Genomic DNA, 20,656 nt, shown 5'->3' on the forward strand with positions numbered 1-20,656 from the left:
AGAGTGAGGAGATAAATATATGACCATAGGTAACTTTGTCAAAACCATCCAGAACATAATGAGGGGCGACAGCGGCATCAACGGCGATGCCCAGAGGATCGAACAGATGACGTGGATCCTCTTCCTGAAAGTATATGACGCAAAAGAAGAAGACTGGGAATTCCATGACGACAACTACGAATCGATCCTCCCCGAGGAACTTCGGTGGAGAAACTGGGCGGTAGATAATAAAGACGGAGAAGCACTTACAGGCCAGGGACTTCTTGACTTTGTAAACAACAAACTCTTCCCTGCGTTAAAGGAACTCAAAATTACAGAAAAAACACCGATGAAGAAATCAATAGTTAAAGCTGTCTTTGAAGACAGCAACCAATATATGAAAGACGGCGTACTGCTCAGAAAGGTCATCAATGTCATCGATGGCATTGAATTTGATGAATACAACGAGCGCCATGCTTTTGGTGATATCTACGAGACGATACTGAAGAGCCTGCAAAGTGCAGGAAATGCAGGCGAGTTCTATACCCCCAGGGCCGTCACTGATTTCATGGTCAGGATGCTCGATCCGAAACTGGGTGAGCATGTTGCCGATTTTGCCTGCGGAACGGGAGGATTTTTGACCTCTACATTGAAGCTCCTTGAGCCACAGATAAATACTATCGAAGACCGTGAACTATACAATAACAGCATCTTTGGCATAGAAAAGAAACCTCTTCCATACCTTCTCTCTATCACAAACATGCTGCTCCACGATATCGACAGCCCGAGGATATACCACGGCAACTCGCTGGAGAGAAACGTCAGGGAATACAAAGAAAGCGACAAATTTGATATAGTTCTCATGAATCCTCCCTATGGGGGAACCGAAAGCGAAGGAGTAAAGATCAATTTTCCCGCAGACCTCAGAAGCAGTGAAACAGCAGACCTTTTCATGTCGGTCATAATGTACAGGCTCAAAGAAAGAGGAAAGGCAGCTGTGATAATCCCCGATGGATTCCTCTTTGGAACAGACAATGCGAAGTCTGCCATAAAGAAAAAACTGATTGAAGAATTCAATCTTCACACCATAGTCCGTATGCCTTCAAGCGTTTTCTCCCCATATACCTCCATAACAACGAACATTCTCTTTTTCGACAGGTCCCAAAAAACGAAAGAGGTCTGGTTTTACCGCGTGGACATGCCCGATGGATACAAGCATTTCTCAAAAACCAAGCCGATGAAAGTCGAGCACTTCGATGGCTGTGCTGCATGGTGGAACGACAGGAAAGAAATAAAAGACACGGAGACAGACACTTTCAAAGCAAAAGCATACTCAGTTCAGGAAATCTCGAACCGGGCATATGACATGGATCTATGCGGGTATCCGACTGCAGAAGAGGAAGTCCTATCTCCGGAAGATACCATACGCCTCTTCCATGAAAAGAGAGATTCACTTAATGCAAAGATAGACAAGAGACTTGCCCAGATCGAAGAACTGCTGGGGATAATTAAATGATCGCCGAACAACTGAAAAAATCCATCCTGCAGGCAGCCATTCAGGGTAAGCTCACCCAGCAGCTTCCCGAAGACGGCGATGCAAGGGACCTCCTAAAAGAGATTCAGAAAGAAAAAGCCCGACTCATCAAAGAGGGAAAAATCAAAAAAGAAAAGCCCTTGCCCATAATCACCGAGGATGAAATTCCCTTTGAGATCCCGGAGAATTGGTGTTGGGTTAGGTTAGGTGAGATTGTCGAAGTAAAAGGAGGAAAACGAATACCAGTCGGGAGTAAGTTAACTAAAAAAGACACAGGTCATAAGTATATACGGGTTGCAGATATGCACAATGACACAGTTTTAAGCCATGATGTTCATTATGTTCCTGAAAATATATATCCATCAATAAAAAATTATACTATTTCATCTAATGATATATACATAACAGTTGCGGGATCAATCGGAAGAATAGGTAAAATTCCAGATGAATTTGATGGTGCGAATTTAACTGAAAACGCAGATAAACTAGTATTTAATCACGTAGATATTAATTGGTTAATGTTTGCTTTACAGTCGCCTCTTATTCAATCTCAAATTTCAGACGCTACGACAAAAGTCGGGCAACCCAAATTAGCCATAAAAAAAATTGAAACCCTCATCGTCCCATTGCAACCTCATGACGAACAAATTAGGGTTGTCGAACGAATAAACAACTTTATCATTGAAATCGAAAGCCTAAAGAACGATGAAGCCAGGCTTGAAGAACTGCAAAAGTCTTTCCCCAAAAAGATGAAAGATGCCATCCTCCAATATGCCATCCAGGGCAAGCTCACACAGCAGCTGCCGGAAGACGGCGATGCAAGGGACCTGTTAAAAGATATCCAGAAAGAAAAAGCCCGACTCATCAAAGAGGGAAAAATCAAAAAAGAAAAACCCCTCCCCGAAATTACCGAAGACGAGATCCCCTTTGAAATCCCGGAGAATTGGTGCTGGGTCAGGTTGGGTGAGATAACTGATTATGGCGTCGGAAAGCAAGTAAGCGCAGAGAAAATCCAACCGAATTCTTGGATACTCGAATTAGAAGATATTGAAAAAGAAACATTTAAACTGACCTGTAAGAGGTTTGATCGAGAACCTGGAAGCTCAAAGAACGCATTTTCTAAAGGCTGTGTATTATATGGAAAACTTCGACCATATTTGAAGAAAGTAATCATAGCAGATGAATCAGGGTATTGTTCTACAGAAATAATACCGTTTAATGGGTACGGGAATATTAATTCTTCGTATCTCAAATATTGCATGGTCGCACCATCGATAGATAGCAATATTAATCAAATAACACACGGTATGGATATGCCACGATTAGGAACAGACAAAGCTAAACTCTTATTTATTCCTCTCCCTCCTCTTGCTGAGCAAAAGAGAATAGTAGCTTGTTTAGAAGGAATTTTGCCATTTTGTGAGGGATTACAATAAAGAAACAAAAAATATAAAAATATTAATCGTTTATCGGATATTTAAGGAGAAACAAGATGAGACTTGAAAAAGAGATAAAAGAATTTGGTTACTTCACCTTAGGCGAACCATGTGATCATATTGATAAAATTCCCGGTTTTTTGTCAGTGGACAGACAAGGAAACGTTTCAATTGAATTATATGACTTACCATGCTTAATTGGCGACGACAGTTTCTCATTAGTAAACGAAGTACATGGAACACTTTTGTTAACTGGAGATGAAATTATTGCTCTTGACTGCTTTTGTACGAATATAAGAGGATTAGAAATCGCATCATGCAAGTTTCAGGTGAATTTACTCCTGCTAGGTGAAAAATTATTGAGCAGCACATTAACATATTCGAATGCGATAATAGCTCTTGATGGTTTGCTTGAGTGGCATGGATACAATGAAGAAATTCATACATTATGCAATAGTAAAAAAAGAATAAAAATTAAACCACTAGATTTATATGACGGAGAAGATTTATCACTCCAATTTTTAATTAAATCGAAAGAAACACATACTCAATTTACCTCGGTGATTAAAGAAATATATGCCAAATTGAAGTTAAATTTCAAAAGAGAATTGGATTTAAGGGATGTTATATCCAATATAACAAAAATCAACTCATACTTTTTGTTCTCGCTAGACACAGAAATTAATATGGAATTACCAGTTCTATTACTACCTAATAAAAAATCTAATTCAAATGAAATCGTTAAATTATATTATAGAGATAGAAGCTTTCCCAATTCTGATACTCCCAAATACATAAATGCTAACTTTTTGCATTACAAAGATATCCCGGAAGGGTGCGTTAAAGCATGGTTCGATGCTTACAGTAAAATGCCAGTGTCTATTTGGCATTATCTTAGTTATTGGACTCAATTGAACTTTAAAAAAACTCTTGATATAGAACCCCTTATTCAAGCTATAGAGGCTTTACATCGAACCTACGTTAATAATATTGCTTCTTTTGAGCCAGGGGAATTGAAAAGTATAGTCAAAGAACTTAAAGAACATATTTATTCTTTATACGAAACTTCCAAAGCAAATCTTATTTGTAAAAAATTGGAGATAAAAAATACACCATCTTTGAATGAAAGAATCTTAGAGTTGTTGGATAGGAATTGTCCAACTAGCGTTGAACCGAGTCAAAAAAAGAGAATTGCAAAATATGTCAAGGATTTAAGAAATACTATTTCACATGCGTCTGGATCAGAAGAAGAAATAGAACCATATTTACTTGAAGCTAGCTTTCAGATTAATATCGCATATCTACTTGAGGTTATTTATAAAATGGAAATGTTGCGTATTTTTGGAATAAAAGAAGAGAGAACACATGAAATAATCGCAAGAAAAAATGATAATCTAAAAATTTTAAGCTTGGAAGATTTCAACAAAAATTAATAATCTATTATAGATTCTAGGAGATACAGTGTTGGTCAAGCTAAAAGAATGATGGGAGTGCATTTTATGAAATGATGGTGATTTTATGAAGACAGAAGAAAAAACATTTTTTAGTAATATTATGTTACTGATTGACAAAGAAGAGTATGCTAAAGCAGAAAATGAATTAAATTTAATTATTTTTGACAAAAAAATGCTGAGAAGAATCAATTAATTATGCCTATTTCCTAATTGAATATATTAATACTTGTTGGAGAAATGAATATAAACAAAAAAATGTTGCAAAGTTGATGCTATTGAAAAATATTGAAAGTAATTTTCCAATGTCTGAATCATATTCTCTTTATGCTGAACAAGAAAAAGATAAAAATGTTTCTATGAATTATCTTAGAGCTGGTTTAAGTAAATTTCCCAACAATCCCTCCCTATATGGGGGCTTATACATCCAATGCTTTCTGCCAACAGCAGAAAACGCACGAACCTAGTGAAAGGAGCTATTCGGATCATCTGCAAATTCGTGTCTTGAGATTGGGGGGCACTTTATAGAGCATACTGCAAAGGAGAGAAAATGATGGAACTACATACATTCGCAACAAATGTGACGACGATGAAAACCGAAACAGAAATGCTCGTCGAGACGGTAACAAATCAGCAGCATAAAACAACGCTCGAAGATTTTATTGTTTCGATAACAAAACTGTCTGACTTTTTTGACAATGCCCAAAATGTAAAAGCATTAAGTGAGTATGACAAAAAGCCCGATGCTAATAAAAATAATTGTCCTCTCGATATCCTTTGCAAAGACCTCTTTGCCAAACTGATGGCAGTTGAACCTTTGCTTATTTCCAGTGTTTTTGACTTTTTGCGCCCAGAAAACCAACCGACAGATAATGCAATGGGGCAGCGTATAAGGCCTGAAATTCAATATAACCAAAATAGTTTTAATTTGCTTAACAATGAACTGAAAAAGCTTTTTGCTAACAATTTACTCGAAGCATTTGAAGCCCTAAAATATTTAAGCGGGCACAATAAAACGCTCATAATACTGGGACCAAATGGGAGCGGAAAGACTTTGTTTGCCAATTACCTAAAAAGTGTCGAGACACATGTTAAAGTAATACCAGCCTCTAAACCAATAAAGGCTATGGGATACGTTCAAAATATATATGACTCAACGATTGAACGATATAACACTGAAATCTTTAAAGGCGGCGATTTAAATCATGACTTATTGCAAAAGCTGATAATCGGTTTATGCACTGAACATGATAATGTTGCTCGAGAATACTATGATACAGGAATAAGAAACGATACAACCTTTGAAAAAGTTAAGGGAATATTTGACAATTTCTTTGATGTAAAACTGGACAATTCAAATTTTGGAAACAAACAGCTTCAAGGAAAGAAACTAGGGCTAAAAGCATTTCCATTTAATAATATGAGTGATGGAGAACGCGTAGCGTTTTTTTACATAGCGACAGTGATAGTTGCACCGCCACAATCATTCATTGTCGTGGATGAACCTGAAAACCATTTGAATCCTGCAATATATAACAAAATTTGGGACAGGCTAATGGAAGTTCGGAGCGATTGCCAGTTTATTTTCATTTCACACACTATGGAATTTATAAACGCGAGGTCAGATTTTGAACTCGTTAAGATAAAGAGCTTTACTTATCCGAACAAGTTTGATTTTGAGTTTTTGGGTAGCACATTAGAAGACTTAAGTTCTGACTTCATCGTTGAAGTCGTGGGAAGCCGTAAACCGATTTTATTTTGTGAAGGTTATAAAACTGATTGCGATTTTAAGGTATATGAGAATTTGTTTGGCGATAAATATACGGTTATTCCAACCGGTAACTGTGCTTCAGTCGAGAATAGTGTTGATGCCTGTAATACTCACGCGACTACATATAGTATACAGTCAGCGGTTGGAATAATTGACTCTGACCTTAAAAGTGATGTAGAAATAAATCGTTTAAAAGCTAAGAAGGTTTATGCCTTGAAATGCAACGAAATTGAAATGTTGTTGCTTGATGAGGCGGTTTTTAAAAAGGTGTTAGTGCGGATGTTCAAACCAGAAATTGAGTTTGATGCTTTCCAAACTGCATTTTTTACAAAGCTTACAGAGCGGAAGCAATACATAATAAAACGTCTTGTAAAAACACAAATTGACGAAAAACTCAAAAGTTCAGTTATCGACGATAAAACAAATAAAACTCAAGCGGAATTAAAAGCAAACCTTTTAACTATTTTCGGTGGGTTTGATGTTGATAAACTATGGGAGATTTGCGATAAAAAGATAACCGATATCATAGCGCAGCGAGATTATGATATGGCACTCAAATACTGCTGTTTAGAACACACAGAAGTAATAGTCGGAGTTGGAAAACAATTTGTAACAGACTACGCAACAATAGCTTTAGGTGTTTTGAAAGAGGATGCAACGCTAGCAGCATCAATCAAGACAAAATACTTTGGAGATTCTGATTTATAGCTTGATATCATAACGACTTATAAGACAAGCTGTTCAAGACGCTAAATTAATACAAAAACGCCCGTGAATGAATATGCCGCCTAAAACGGTGCACGGTTTCTGCACTTGTGGTGCATGGACTTCCAACCTTTATATAATCAATTTTAGCATCATATGATGCAAATTCAATACAGGAGGTTGGATTATGACCAATCACAAAGAGACACTAAGGCTCAAAAGTCTGGGACTCACAAACACGGATATTGCAGCCACCTGCACCTGCGGTCGGAATACAGTGACACTTACGCTGGCAAGGGTACAGGAGAATGGGCTGCCGTGGGAAAAGCCCGCTCTATGTCGCAGCAGCAGATCTACACAATTGACTTAAAGCTATTTATTTTCGTGGTCCATATTCCCCCTCCAACAGTAGCTGTTTGTAAACACAGATGGGGCAGACCTACACAATTGACAAAATGTGGATAACTGACAGTAAGGCTAACCTTGGGAAAATATGGAGAACACCAATATGGTCTGACCTATACATTTGACATAAAGGTATCTACTCCTGACATCGGCACAGCAGAGCGAAGCATAAGATTTGAAGCGGTTATGAAAGTCGAAGTTCAACTGAAAAAAAGGGTTGAAAAGATTTAGAGAATTCCTGATTTGTGAATTATGGGGGCGGAACCATCTGAAGTTTTTTCTATGACTCCTGCTATAAACAGAGGTATTCCGAGAGTTGTGCATTTTGTCAATTGTGTAGGTCTGACCCCTCTGTGTTTTTCCAGGGAAAAACTGGTTGAAAAACGAAGTCCCCACTTATGATGGGAATGGCCGCAAGATCATTATTGAGTTCCTGGGATACATCGCAAGCTTTGAACACATCGGCAATATGAGCCATTGGGAAAAAGAAGCAACTGTTGCGGCGATCTTAAAAGACCTGGTCATCTATGATGGCGTATAAGAAATAATTATTTTTGAGGAGAGATTAAATGCTTAGTTCAAATTTAGAAAAACTGTATAAAAGCTTTGACGAAATATTGAACGTTGATACTGAAAACAATATTGAATTTTGGTATGCCAGGGATTTGCAGGAATGCTTAGGTTATGCAAGATGGGAAAATTTTATTGTAGCTATAAATAGAGCGATAGAATCTTGCAAAAGCACTGGAATAGAGCCTTTGTATCATTTTCGTGAGGGCACGAAATTGATAGTCCATGGCAAAGGTGGAAAACGAGAAATCCAGGATTATATGCTTACTCGATATGCATGCTATTTGATAGGAACAGCCATTGGGGTCAGACCTACACAATTGACAAAATGTTGATGATTTAGCACTGCCGGGCTATTGTGCATATTCCGCTCAAAATTAACACCTCGACCGTTTTAGATTGAATACCCTGACCGCTCCAAACTGAACACCCTGACCGCTCCAAACTGAACAGGCTGGTAAAAAAAAACACCGGGCAAATAAGACCCCGAGATTCAAGTTGTCGCAAAAATTGCGACAAGTGAGATTGGTTTAATTTTTGTTTATAACACCTTATATATAAAGGTTTGCATGTTATAATTAAACCGAAGGTGGGGTGTCGTAATGGAGTTATTTCTGAAACTGCTTCGGGCCGGTTGTTTTTCATACAATGACGTTGTTAAACTGACAGGGAATAAAAAAACTGCCGATTCTTTTTTGCTTCGCTATAAATCTAAGGGTTTGATCGTATCCGTGAAAAAAAATCTCTACGCTGCTATAAACCCCGAAACAATGGCAGCTGCCGCTACATCGTTTGAGATAGCTTCCTGTATCAATGAGCATTCATACGTTTCACACCATTCAGCCTTTACTTATTATGGCATGGCGAATCAGGTCTCTACGAAGCTATACGTATCCTCTCCAGCCCGTTTTAACAACTTTGAATTCAATGGTACTGCTTATGTTTACGTGCATCAGAACATCAATTCCGGAATTGTCTCTCCAACGGCCCGTGTACGTATAACAGACCTGGAACGAACTATTTTGGACAGCATAAAGGATTTTACCAAGATTGGCGGACTTGAGGAATTGTTGCGCTGTCTCCTTATGGTTACTTTTGTGGATGAAGTTAAGCTGCTTGATTATCTTCCGGAGTACAAAAATCAGTTCCTTTATCAAAAAACCGGATATATCCTCTCTCATTACCGGGAAGAAATTAAATTAAGCTCTGAGTTTTTTGAGGAATGCCGAAAAAACATTGGGCAAAGCAAACGATATTTGTATCCGGAACTCAAAGAAGACAAGTCCGGATCTTATAGCAGTGAATGGGGACTTTGCGTTCCGTCCGATTTGTTAAGAGTCATTGACGAAGGCGGAGATGAAATTGTTTAACTACACGAAGAAGGATTTGGACGAAAGAGCCGCAGAACTGAATTTTGTTGCCAATACACTGGAAAAAGTACTCCGCCTGGCAGATATCCTGAAATTTATCAATTCAAACATAATGACACGAACAATTCTGGCCCTTAAAGGCGGAACCGCGATCAACCTCACAATATTTGACTTGCCGAGGCTATCGGTAGATATTGACTTGGATTATGCGGTAAATGATTCAAGAGAAGAAATGATGAAAAGACGGGAAATGATAACGGAGGATATCAAGAAATACCTGTCGACTGAAAACTATACTCTTACTCCCAGAAGTAAATCACGCCATAGTCTTGACTCGTTTGTCTTTGCCTACAGAACACTCAGCGGATCGAGTGACAACATAAAAATAGAAATAAACTATTCTCTCCGCGCACATATTTTCGATATTGAGATACGACCAATAATTGCGAGAACTATTATTCCCGGTTTTAGTGTGAATTCTCTTTCCGTTCGTGAAATCTTTGCAGGAAAGATAAACGCTCTCCTAAGCCGTACCGCACCAAGAGACCTCTACGATGTTTACAACATTATCAAGGCCGGGTTTTTTCAGGAAAAGAACGAACGAGATATGCTCCGCAAAGCCGTTGTATTCTATCGTGCAATTTCACAGAAAGAAATTAATGAAGAATTATCCTTAGACCATCTGGACCGTATCACCCATCATCAGATAAAGACAGATCTTCTCCCTGTTATACAAAATGGAGAGGTGGTGATGCTGGAAAAAATTCAAAAGACTGTTCGATCCTTCATATCAGAATTAATGATTTTGACAAACAGAGAACGTGAATTTATCCGATTATTTACAGCGAAAGAATATAGGCCGGAACTATTATTCAATGACGACGCTATCCTGGAAAGAGTACGACATCACCCCATGGCTATATGGAAAATTAAGGAGCATAATTCCATTTAAGGTGGACACGCCACGGAAGTAATTCAGGACCAAGTAACTTGATAATTGACTTCCAACATGTTTGCACTCAAATTCCGATCGACTCACGGCGGACGCAGTCTCTGCCTGCCTTTACGACCGCTCGCGAATGCTTGCCAATTGCTCGCCAGGCGGCATGCCCCAATTCCAAAACAAAAAAGGCAACCTGCAGATAAACCGCAGATTGCCTTTTTACTGTCTGGCTCCTCGACGAGGACTCGAACCTCGAACCTAGTGGTTAACAGCCACCCGCGCTGCCGATTGCGCCATCGAGGAATAGCTTGCCGAGAACAGAAAACTCGACGCAGAGTATTATAGCACCGATTTTCGTTTTGACAACCACCTTTGGCGATTTCGATAATTGCAAAAGTGAGTGCGGCTGATCGGTTTCAGTTCATGCTGTAACGGGTTTTCAGGTGTTCGGAGACTACCGGTATGCAAATTTTATGTGAGTTCGGCACTTTTAGGGATATACTTGGTATGTATGCGATCATGAATCAAGAATGGAGGGCTTTGTTTATGTCTTTGATACTTATAAAGAACGGGACAGTCGGGAAGGCAGACGGAGCTTTCCGCGGCGATGTGCTTATAGAGGGCGAAAAGATCATTGAGGTCAAAGAGGTCATAGAGTGTGTTGACGCAGATGTCGTTGACGCTGAAGGGTCTTATGTGGTCCCGGGCGGGGTGGATCCGCATACTCATGTGAGCCTGGCATCAAACGGAAGAAGTGTTTCGGACGGTTTTGAGGCTGCGACTAAGGCCGCGATCTGGGGAGGCACCACGACGATTGTCGAGCATCCCGGATTTGCGCCGGTAGGATCAGATCTTGCTTTTGCTGTTGATGATGCGGTGAATAAAGGAAGCGGTTCATCGTACACGGACTTCGGGGTGCATTTGGTCTTTCAGGGGACCAACGTAATAGATGAAGAAGAGTTGTGGGGGCTTGTTTTGTTCGGCCACCCGACAGGGAAGGTCTACACTGCATACGACGCCCGGATGACTGACGGGCAGATCGTTCCTTTGATGAAAATGATGGAGAGGTCGGGTGGCCTGCTTTTCTATCATGCGGAGAACGACACGGAGATAAGGCGTATTACCTCTTACTATGAAAAAAAGAGAATGACGGGCAGCAAATACTGGCCGCTGAGCCGCCCCGATCACTGCGAGGCAGAGACCGTGGAGCTCATTCTGGAACTTGCGAAGAGCACGGGGGTGCCGACCTATATCGTCCACCTTTCCACTTCACTGGGACTAAAAAGTATCATGGAAGCCAGGGCGCATGGACAGAAGGTCTATGCGGAGACATGCCCGCAGTATCTCTGTCTGACCGATGAACTGTACAGGACTGAGAACGGTATAGACTTCATAATGGCACCTCCGCTTCGCAGGAAAAAGGACTGTGAAGCGCTCTGGAAAGCTATTGCTTCAGGTGATATCGACACGATAGGGACTGATCACTGTTCTTTCAGCAGGGCGGACAAAGTGAAATACGGCGGGGAAAACGTATTCAGGTCACCCGGGGGGGTACCTGGGATAGAGACGAGGATGCCGATACTCTTCTCCGAGGGAGTCATGAAGGGGCGCATTTCGCTTGAGCGGTTTGTGGCTGTAACTTCTACTAACCCCGCGACGATTCTTGGCCTGCAGGAAAAGGGAAGGATAGAGCCGGGGGCTGATGCTGATATCGTTATCATCGACCCTAAGGCAGAAAAGGTACTCTCAAATGATACGCTGCATCAGAAGGTCGATTACACCCCGTTCGACGGAATGAAGGTGAAGGGATTTCCCTCACATGTCTGGCTAAGGGGCATGCCGGTGCTTGCTGAGGGAGTCTTTATAGCTGAAGTGCCATCCGGAAAATTTGTAAAGAGGTTTTTGTGACAGGCTGGTCATAGAGCATAAAAACCGCATCCCATCAGATCATCGATGGGATGCGGTTTTTATGTGTATCTGCGTTTTAAAGTCTCTTCCAGACCTCTTTGGAGCACTCCCTTGCCTTGGCGAAGATCCGCTCCCTGTCGAGCTCGATGAGCTTCCTGTCTTTCATGAGCACCTTGCCGTTGGCTATGGTCGTTACGACGTTCCTTCCGGAAGTTCCGAAGAGCAAATGTCCGTTAATATTCTTTTCGCTTATCGAGGTCGGGGGCATGTAGTCCATGATTATTATGTCCGCTGCATATTCCTCCCTGATCATTCCCAGCTTAACGGGGAAGCACCTCTCTGCGATCTCCGCATTGTTCACGAAGAGCATCTGCGGAAGTTCCCCCCAGCCGGCGTTAGGGTCTCCCAAGGAATGCTTGCAGAGTGCGTTTCCAAGTCTGTAGGACTGGATCATGTCGCAGAGATAGCCGTCAGTGCCAAGACCGGCAAGGAGGCCCTCACTGAGCATTTCCCTGATGTTTGCCGAACCGACGGCGTTGCCCATGTTGGATTCGGGATTGTGGACTACGGCTGTATTTGTCTCCATGATTATATTTCTTTCCTTTTCGTCCACATGGATGCAGTGAACGAATATGGATTTTTCGCCTGTGATGCCGTGATCCCTGAAGCGTTCTACGATCCTTTTGCCGTATTTGGCCAGGGAGTCCTTTTCATCTTCGGGACCCTCAGCTACGTGTACATGGAAACCGGCGTCCCTTCCCTCCATGGCTCCGACGCATTTTTCAAGCGTGAGGTCTGAGAGGGTCAAGGAGGCGTGGAGGCCAAATTTACCGGAGATCATCGGGTCGTTCTGCTCTTCGGCCCAGTCGATGAAGGATATGTTTTCACGTATTCCCTCGTAAGCCGTCTTCTGTCCGTCCCTGTCCGAGACCTCGTAGCACAGCGAGGCCCGTATGCCTGCCTCCTGGGTCGCCTTGGCTATCTCGCAGAGGCTTCCGGTTATGGCAGAGGGGCTTGCGTGGTGGTCGATCACTGTCGTGCAGCCGCACTTGATGCAGTCGACAAGGGCAGTCATGGTGCTGTAGTAGGTGTCCTTAAGGGTGAGCGCCTTGTCCAGCTTCCACCAGAGCCTTTCAAGTACCTGAGAAAAGTCCTTTGCCGGTTCCCCTGGGGGAGTCATGCCCCTGGAGAAAGTGCTGTAGAAGTGCATGTGGGAATTGATGAAGCCCGGCATGATAAGTCCGCCCTTGGCATCGATGAATTCAGCTTCGGGATACCTGGCACGCAGTTCGGATGTCGTTCCCACCATGAATATAGCAGAACCCCTGACTGCGGCGCAGCCATCGGGAATAAAAGGCAGATCTGGATCCCTTGTGATAAGTTTTCCGTTTCCGACGAGAAGCATTTTTTTTCACTCCCTCACAAAGAGATGCGTGTGTTTATGGTGTAAAAAGGCTCTCCCTGATACGGGAGAGCCCGATGTCTCTCTCTCTTACTTCAGAAGGGCTATGGCTTCTATCTCTACAAGCACGTCTTTGGGAAGTCTTGCCACTTCAACGCATGATCTTGCGGGAGCGTCTTTTTCAAAGAACCTTCCGTAGACCTCGTTGATCCTTTTAAACTCATTCATGTCCTTAATGAAAACAGTTGTCTTTACAACGTCAGAAAAATCCAGTCCCTGGCTTCCCAGAGCCGCCTTCATGTTTTTCATGGCCTGCTCTGTCTGCGCCGCGGCATCACCGGGAACGACGGACATTGTCTGTGGATCGAGCGCGATCTGCCCCGAAAGGAAGAGGAACCCCCCCGCCTTCACACCCTGCGAATAAGGTCCGATAGCCGCCGGAGCCTTGTCTGTGCTGATTATCTCTTTCATTATTAAACCCCTCTTTCTGATGGTTTCTTGCCCAACAATACCTGTTGTCTATTTTACAGCATTTTCGCTGTCGGGGGAGACCGGCTGCGGGGAGTCAGTTGGGGATCAGTTGGGGAGTCGATTGCAAATCAGTGGGGTAAGGCGGGGAAGTGCGGCTTCAGAAGCCGCGGAGAATTTACGGCGAAAATTCCGCCGTGGAGAATTCGCGAACTAAGAATCATCTTCGCTGGAGAATTTGCCGGGAGTCCCTCCCGACGATGAATTGGTCCTTAAATCATAAATCTTGAATTCTCCGCCTGACGGAGTCAGGCAATTCTCCGCGATGCGAAGCGAGCAAATTCTCCAGCGATGAACTTCGCGAATTCTCCGCAGCCAGAGGCTGCAAATTCCCCGGCGGCCGTTACCACGCCAGTCGCCCACCTCCCCCTTTATAATGGACCAGAAATAGGCTATTCTTTTCACAAGATAGGCGGGTGATTTTTATGGATATCGTGATCGAGGGCAAGTACAATGAATTTGACTATCTTACTGTGGACAGCCTTTCCGGAAAGATAAAGTCGCTGGGGAAGGGCAGGCCTCCCCGGAGACCTGATTATTCATTCGGCGAGGGGTTTGCGCTCAGTGCGGGGGACTTTAACGCGCACTCACATCCGGAACAGTCCATATATGTGGAGATAGCTGACAAAAGCTGGGACCTGGCAAGGTGGTGCCGTGAGACTATATATAAATACAGCGTCGAAATGACGGCTGAAATGATATACCACGGATGTGTGAGAGCCTTCGGCCGCATGCTGGCCTTTGGTGAAACTTCCGTAATGGTCTCTTTTTACTGTCACAACAAAAAGGGAAACGAGCTGGACCTTGCGGTGATAAAAGCGGCGCAGGCTGTTGGGATAAGGCTCTTCTTCGGGAGGATGAACTATGACTTGGTGAACCAGGAAGCTTATCCCGAAAAGAGGGAATCTCAGATCAGCTACTATGAGAGCCCCGAAGAGGCGGAGAAGAACTTTATCGATCTGCTCAAATACGAGACGGAGACCGTGAAAGTCGCTCCGGCACTGCACAGCTTCCATGCAAACACGCTTGATGCGGCCATAAGGGGGATAAACCTGGGTGCCGAATATGGACGGAAGGTGCAGTTCCACCTCTCGGAGGACGAGGGCGATGTGAAGATCTGCCTTGAAAATTACGGGATGAGACCGGTCGAGGTGCTTGCAAATCTCAAAGAGACGGGAAAGGTGCCATATCTCGACCACCTTATGCTCTCTGACTGCGTATGGACGAGCCGAAGGGAAAAGGAACTGATAAAGGAGCATGGGATGTCCGTAGTCTTCAACGGCAGGATGAACGAGCGTGTAAAGGCCGGAACAGCGGCAGTGCTTGAATACATGGAACTGGGAGTGCCTGTTTATGTGGGGACTGACGGGGAGGCAAGCAACGAAGACCTCTCCATAGATAACGAAAGAAAGTGGCAGTCAGAAAAGCACAAGCTGAGCAAAGAGGAAAAGAAGAAGCTTCAGATGCCATTTGAGATGGCAGGCGTAAGGGTCGGAGAGCTTGAAGCGGGCTCCGTTGCCGACATAAAAGTCTGCAGGGATGGAAAGCCCGATGCCCTCTTCGTAGGCGGCAAAGCCGTAATGAAAGATGGGGAGCTTCTTTCGAAAGGTACCGTTGAGGGTTCTGAGAACTTTATAAAAGATATGTGGCAGAGGATAAGAAAATAGAACAGGGCCGGTAGGTCATTTTCTCCCGGATAGTGTGTTGTAAGCGCAAAAAATGTATAATAGTTGCTGACATTAATTTTTATAACTAAACCTTGCTAAGCAATCGCTGAGCAGTGGCTGAGCAGTCGCGAAGCGGTCGTTAAGGCAGGCGGGGAGTGCATCCGCCGGAGAATTTGCTCGCTCCGCATCGCGGAGAATTGCCTGACTCCGTCAGGCGGAGAATTCAAGATTTATGATTTGAGGGCCAATTCACCGCCGGGTGGGACTCCCGGCAAATTCTCCAGCGAAGATGATTCTTAGTTTGCGAATTCCCCACGGCGGAATTTTCGCCGTAAATTCTCCGCGGCTTCTGAAGCCGCAATTTCACGCCGATGTTCTTACGGCAGTTTCACCATCAGTACGACAGGAGGTTTTCAGATGGCCGAATTCAATATAATTGGCAGTTCACCATTGAGGGACGACGGACCGGGAAAGGTCTCAGGCAGGACGGAGTATATTGCTGACATTGAGATGCCGGGGTGTTGGGTCGGAGGCATCGTGAGGTCTGGGACTGCCAGGGGAAGGCTGAAGGGGATCAAAAAATCCGCCTCTTTCGACTGGTCAAAGGTGACCGTGGTCACACATGAAGACATTCCGGGTGAAAACTACATTTCAATGGTAAGGAACGATTATCCCGCGCTTGCCGAAGAAGAGATAAATTACATGTCGCAGGCGATCGCACTTGTGGCAGCTCCCGATGCAAAACTCCTCAAAGAAGCCATGGCCTCCCTGGAACCGGAGGTAGAGCCGCTGAAGCCTGTGCTGACGATGGAAGAGGCGCTGGAAGGAAAAGAGATCATCTGGGGCAGCGACAATATTATTGACGAGTATTTCAACGGAGCAGGCGACATCGAAAGGGGCTTCGCTGAGGCCGACATAATAGTTGAGGGCGACTGGGCGACAGGTTTCCATGAACAGCTCTACCTTGAGACCCAGGGCATGGCGGCAGTGATGAGGGAGGACGGCGCGGTCGAGATCACAGGCTCGCTGCAGTGCCCTTTCTACGTCCATGGTGCGATCCAGAAGGTGATGGGACTTCCTCCTGAAAAGGTGATCATAAAACAGGCCGCAACAGGAGGGGGATTCGGGGGAAAGGAAGACTATCCTTCGATACTCGGCGCATACGCGGCACTGCTTGCCCTGAAATCGGGTCACCCGGTGAGGATAGTTTTCGACAGGGAAGAGGATCTCCTGGTAACGCCAAAAAGACACCCGTCAAAGAGCCATTACAGGATGGGGCTGAAGAATGACGGAAAGATAACGGCGCTTGACGCCGACATCCTCCTTGACAGCGGAGCTTACACGACTCTGAGCAGGGTAGTGCTGCAGCGCTCGCAGCTCCACGCCTGCGGCATATATTACGTGCCAAACGTAAGGATAAGGAGCAGGGCGGTAGCCACGAACACGCCCCCCAACGGAGCTTACAGAGGTTTCGGCGCTCCGCAGGCGATATTTGCAATGGAACGCCAGATGGACCTTGCGGCAAAAGAACTGGGGATGGACCCCCTCGACATCAGGCTGAAAAATGCGCTGAGGACGGGAGACAGTTTCCCATACGGGCAGGTGCTTAAGGAAAAGAACAACGCTGTTGCCGTTCTTGAAAAGGCGGCAGAGATGTCAGATTACAGGGCAAAGAGGCAGCTTTACGCGTCCCAGCCGGGAGGCAGGTACAAAAAGGGGATAGGCATTGCCGCGGCGCTCCACGGGGGAGGCTTTACCGGGGCCGGGGAGGACAAGATGGGCACTACCGCAAGGGTATGCTTCGACGGCAGAAGGTTCTGCCTCTACGTGAGCAGCACCGAGATAGGGCAGGGCTCGTCCACGATACTGCGGATGGTCGCAGCCGAGGAGCTGGGAGTGGGCATTGAAGAGGTCCTCTATATGACGCCCGATACCTCCAAGTCGCCCAACACGGGTCCCACGGTAGCTTCCAGGACGACGATGTACGCATCGAAGGCAGTGCGCGACGCATGTGCCAACATCAAAAGAAAGCTTGCCGAGTGGAGACCTTTGAAGGGACTTCCCGAAGGCATGCCGACTTTATCTCTTGCAGAGGAATATTTTAAGGAATATTCAAAGCTTGATGAGTTCGGCTACAACATATTTGATGACGACAGCTGCTGGGATGAGGAAAAATTCGAAGGCGACGCCTACAGGGGATACGCCTGGATAGCAAACGTCATAGAAGTAGAAGTGGATACTGATACCTATGAAGTTTCTGCTGAAAAGGTCTGCGTTGCCGCGGAGGTGGGCCGTGCGATAAATCCCATGCAGCTGAGAGGCCAGATAACAGGAGGTCTTCTGCAGGCGATCGGCTGGTCACATCTGGAAGACATGAGGGTGGATGAAAAGGGAAGGTACACCGCATCCCACATGAACGCCTATCTGGTCCCGACCACTCTTGACACTCCGGAGTGGGAGATAGAGCTGCTGGAAGACCCATGCGCCCAGGGATGCTTCGGCGCCAAGGGCATAGGGGAGCTGCCGATGAACGCTGCCGGGCCGGCCTTTGTCTCGGCGGTCGACAACGCTGCTGGTGTATTCTGCGATTCGATCCCATGCACAGGTGAAAAACTTTTCCGTCTGGTACTGAATGAAGAAAAGAAAACAGCAGAGGGAGGAAACTAAAGATGAGGATAGAAATGACGATAAACGGAGCCCTTTATTTCTCAGACGTTCCTCCAATGAAGCCTCTTCTCTCTGTCCTCAGGGAAGATCTGGGTTTTAAGGGATCCAAGGAAGGCTGCGGAGAGGGAGAGTGCGGCGCATGTTCGGTCATAATAAACGGCAGGCTGGTCAACGCATGCCTTGTGCCTGCGGTGCAGGCTTCCGGATGTGAGATACTGACCATAGAGGGGCTTGGCAGCCATGATGAGATGGACCTTCTTCAGAAGGCATTAGTGTCGGAAGGTGCAGTCCAGTGCGGTTTCTGCACCCCAGGTATGGTCATAGCGGCCAGGGCTCTCCTCGAAGAAAACCCGACGCCGACCCGTGATGAGATAAAGGTCGCCCTTTCCGGCAATATCTGCCGCTGCACCGGATATGAAAAGATCTACAACGCAGTTGAAAAGGCTGTCGGAGAAGGATACTGCGATACCTTCAGGACGCGTGAGAACCTTTGCAGCGGACAGGCTCCGACCCGCTCTTCCGAAAGTGACAGGAACTGCTTTACCCCGGAAGACCTGAAAGAAGTCTTTGAAATACTGGATAACAACAGTCATGTTTCGATCCTTGCAGGAAGCACAGACATAATACCCGACATAAAAAACGGGAAATATTCATTTGAAAAGATAATGGACCTCAGCAGGGTTAAAGAGCTTAAGGGGATAAACAAGGTCGGAGATGCGATAAGGATTGGAAGCTGCGTCACCAACGGCGACATTATCAGGAGCAGCATCATTAAAAAGTATCTGCCCGCACTCTGGGAAGCTGCGTTCAGAAGCGGAGCGCCGGCTGTGCAGAACAGGGCGACTATCGGAGGTAATCTTTCGACCGCATCCGGAGCGGCTGACCTTCCGACCATTCTACTCCCCCTTGATGCAGGCATAGTAACGGAGGGATCCGATGGGGCGCGCGAGATGAAGCTTGAAAAGTTCATCATCGGGTACAGACAGCCTGATCTGAAGCCCAACGAAATAATGAGAGATATCATCATTCCCCTGCCAAAGGAAAAGAGCTTCCAGAAATTTTACAAGAGAGGTTCGAGGAAAGCCCTCACCCTCTCGAGGATATCTCTGGGCTTTTATGCTGAGGTTGAAAAAGGGATCATCTGGGAGATACGCGCTGCAGCGGGCAGCATGTCCCCGATACCTATACGCCTGAAGGAGCTGGAGTCAGCCCTGAGGATGAAGCGTCTGACTGACGAACTTATAGAAGAGGCCGCGAAGGCCGCATACGACGAAATTAACCCGAGGAAGAGCCCAGAGTGGCGGAAAAGGATGACTTCAAATCTTGTAAAGAGCTTCCTCAAAGAACTTCTGCAGTAAGAGTACGAAGAAAAAAGAGGCGCCGCTGAATGAGCGGCGCCTCTTTTAACGAGGTCATCATTGAATAAATCTTACCAGGAAAGCTGTAAGGGAGTCGTAGAAACTGTCAGGGTTCTCAAGGAATGATGTCTGGGAGGCCTGAGGTATGCTGACCCGGACAGATCCCGGTATAAGAGAACGGTAGTACTCAGCGGTCTCTTTTCTTACCTGGTCATATACCCCGCATATGATCAGTACCCTCTGCTTTATCTGCGGAAGCCTGGCTGTAATATCTATGTCTTTCATTACGCCGATGCAGGTGAACTCACTGGGTCCCCACATATGCCTGTAGACCTTCATACCTGTGGATGTTTTTGGTTTAAGGGCATACTGTCTGAACTGGCGTTTGTGCTTCTGAAGCTCACGGCACTGGAAATTCCGGTTGTATTCTTCAATAATATCCTGATAGATTTTGCCCCCAAAGTGCAGATCCTTTTCAGCTTCCTCCACGATCCTTACGTAGTCCTCGCCCAGTTCCGCAAGTCTGGACTTGGCGTCCTTTATCCAGATCTCCGTACTGAGGTAGGGGCTTACCATCGTTATCGATTTGACAGGAGAGCGAGGGTTCCTCAGCACGTGTTCCGCTGCCAGCATTGCTCCCCAGGAATGCCCTATCAGATGGAGCTTTTCGACTTTCATCTCGCTTATAACTGTATCAAGGGTCTCTATGTAGCGTTCGGGGATCCAGATAGATTCGTCTCCGACGTCGTTCTTCTCATCGCTTCCTAGCTGGTTGTACATATACACTTTGCAGTCTTTGGCAAGCATTTCAGCCATAGGAGTGAAAGATTCATAATTGCCCCCCGGGCCTCCATGAAGGAAAAGAATAGGGATAGTGGAATCGTTGTCGCCTAATACTTCCAAGCCTACAAAACCTCCGGGCACGTTTATGTATTGGGTCTGCATGTCAATTGCCATTTCCG

The 20,656-nt window shown here is 45.2% G+C and carries 15 protein-coding genes and 1 tRNA gene; 12 read left to right on the forward strand and 4 right to left on the reverse strand.

Annotated elements, in window-relative coordinates; genetic code table 11:
- The first annotated feature begins 19 nt into the window (after positions 1-19).
- The 8 genes from CVV54_07020 to CVV54_07055 all read left to right on the forward strand — a co-directional run bounded on the left by CVV54_07020 (position 20) and on the right by CVV54_07055 (position 10,173).
- Positions 20-1,495, forward strand: coding sequence for an SAM-dependent methyltransferase (locus tag CVV54_07020; protein ID PKL04243.1), 1,476 nt, complete (start codon positions 20-22; stop codon positions 1,493-1,495).
- The gene (locus CVV54_07025) at positions 1,492-2,949 is read left to right on the forward strand and encodes a hypothetical protein (protein ID PKL04244.1); all 1,458 of its coding nucleotides are present in this window, start codon (positions 1,492-1,494) and stop codon (positions 2,947-2,949) included. The genes CVV54_07020 and CVV54_07025 overlap by 4 nt, the downstream gene beginning before the upstream one ends.
- Positions 2,950-3,005: 56 nt before the next feature.
- Positions 3,006-4,382, forward strand: coding sequence for a hypothetical protein (locus tag CVV54_07030; protein ID PKL04245.1), 1,377 nt, complete (start codon positions 3,006-3,008; stop codon positions 4,380-4,382).
- A gap of 568 nt (positions 4,383-4,950) precedes the next feature.
- The gene (locus CVV54_07035; GenBank protein PKL04246.1) at positions 4,951-6,879 is read left to right on the forward strand and encodes a hypothetical protein; all 1,929 of its coding nucleotides are present in this window, start codon (positions 4,951-4,953) and stop codon (positions 6,877-6,879) included.
- A 184-nt stretch (positions 6,880-7,063) separates the two neighbouring features.
- The gene (locus CVV54_07040; protein ID PKL04247.1) at positions 7,064-7,246 is read left to right on the forward strand and encodes a hypothetical protein; all 183 of its coding nucleotides are present in this window, start codon (positions 7,064-7,066) and stop codon (positions 7,244-7,246) included.
- 604 nt (positions 7,247-7,850) lie between these two features.
- A complete protein-coding gene (locus CVV54_07045; protein PKL04248.1) occupies positions 7,851-8,186 on the forward strand; it encodes a hypothetical protein in 336 nt (111 codons plus the stop codon).
- 267 nt (positions 8,187-8,453) lie between these two features.
- Positions 8,454-9,221 carry a hypothetical protein gene (locus CVV54_07050; GenBank protein PKL04249.1) on the forward strand — a complete coding sequence of 256 codons (768 nt, stop codon included), beginning with the start codon at positions 8,454-8,456 and terminating at the stop codon, positions 9,219-9,221.
- A complete protein-coding gene (locus tag CVV54_07055) occupies positions 9,214-10,173 on the forward strand; it encodes a nucleotidyltransferase (GenBank protein PKL04250.1) in 960 nt (319 codons plus the stop codon). The genes CVV54_07050 and CVV54_07055 overlap by 8 nt, the downstream gene beginning before the upstream one ends.
- 218 nt (positions 10,174-10,391) lie before the next feature.
- Here CVV54_07055 and CVV54_07060 read toward each other — a convergent pair.
- Positions 10,392-10,467: transfer RNA gene (locus CVV54_07060), tRNA-Asn, on the reverse strand.
- 243 nt (positions 10,468-10,710) lie between these two features.
- Here CVV54_07060 and hydA point away from each other — a divergent pair.
- Positions 10,711-12,072, forward strand: coding sequence for a dihydropyrimidinase (gene hydA, locus CVV54_07065; protein PKL04251.1), 1,362 nt, complete (start codon positions 10,711-10,713; stop codon positions 12,070-12,072).
- Positions 12,073-12,148: 76 nt separating this feature from the next.
- On the opposite strand, the gene CVV54_07070 is transcribed toward hydA, so the two are convergent.
- Positions 12,149-13,477 carry a chlorohydrolase gene (locus CVV54_07070; GenBank protein PKL04252.1) on the reverse strand — a complete coding sequence of 443 codons (1,329 nt, stop codon included), beginning with the start codon at positions 13,475-13,477 and terminating at the stop codon, positions 12,149-12,151.
- Between the two features lie 87 nt (positions 13,478-13,564).
- Positions 13,565-13,948, reverse strand: a complete 384-nt coding sequence (locus CVV54_07075; protein ID PKL04253.1) for a reactive intermediate/imine deaminase — start codon at positions 13,946-13,948, stop codon at positions 13,565-13,567.
- Between the two features lie 479 nt (positions 13,949-14,427).
- Here CVV54_07075 and CVV54_07080 point away from each other — a divergent pair, with 479 nt between their 5' ends.
- From CVV54_07080 to CVV54_07090, 3 genes are all read left to right on the forward strand, one after another.
- A complete protein-coding gene (locus CVV54_07080; protein ID PKL04254.1) occupies positions 14,428-15,669 on the forward strand; it encodes an amidohydrolase in 1,242 nt (413 codons plus the stop codon).
- Between the two features lie 417 nt (positions 15,670-16,086).
- Positions 16,087-18,336: an aldehyde oxidase gene (locus tag CVV54_07085; protein PKL04255.1), complete on the forward strand. Its 2,250-nt coding sequence runs from the start codon at positions 16,087-16,089 to the stop codon at positions 18,334-18,336.
- 2 nt (positions 18,337-18,338) lie between these two features.
- On the forward strand, positions 18,339-19,694 hold the full coding sequence (locus CVV54_07090) for a molybdopterin dehydrogenase (protein PKL04256.1): 1,356 nt from the start codon (positions 18,339-18,341) through the stop codon (positions 19,692-19,694).
- Positions 19,695-19,751: 57 nt separating this feature from the next.
- Here CVV54_07090 and CVV54_07095 read toward each other — a convergent pair whose 3' ends face one another.
- A complete protein-coding gene (locus CVV54_07095; protein PKL04257.1) occupies positions 19,752-20,651 on the reverse strand; it encodes a hypothetical protein in 900 nt (299 codons plus the stop codon).
- Positions 20,652-20,656 lie beyond the last annotated feature (5 nt).

It is taken from the genome of Synergistetes bacterium HGW-Synergistetes-1, from assembly GCA_002839185.1.
In the GTDB taxonomy this organism is placed as follows: Bacteria; Synergistota; Synergistia; order Synergistales; family Synergistaceae; genus Caenicola.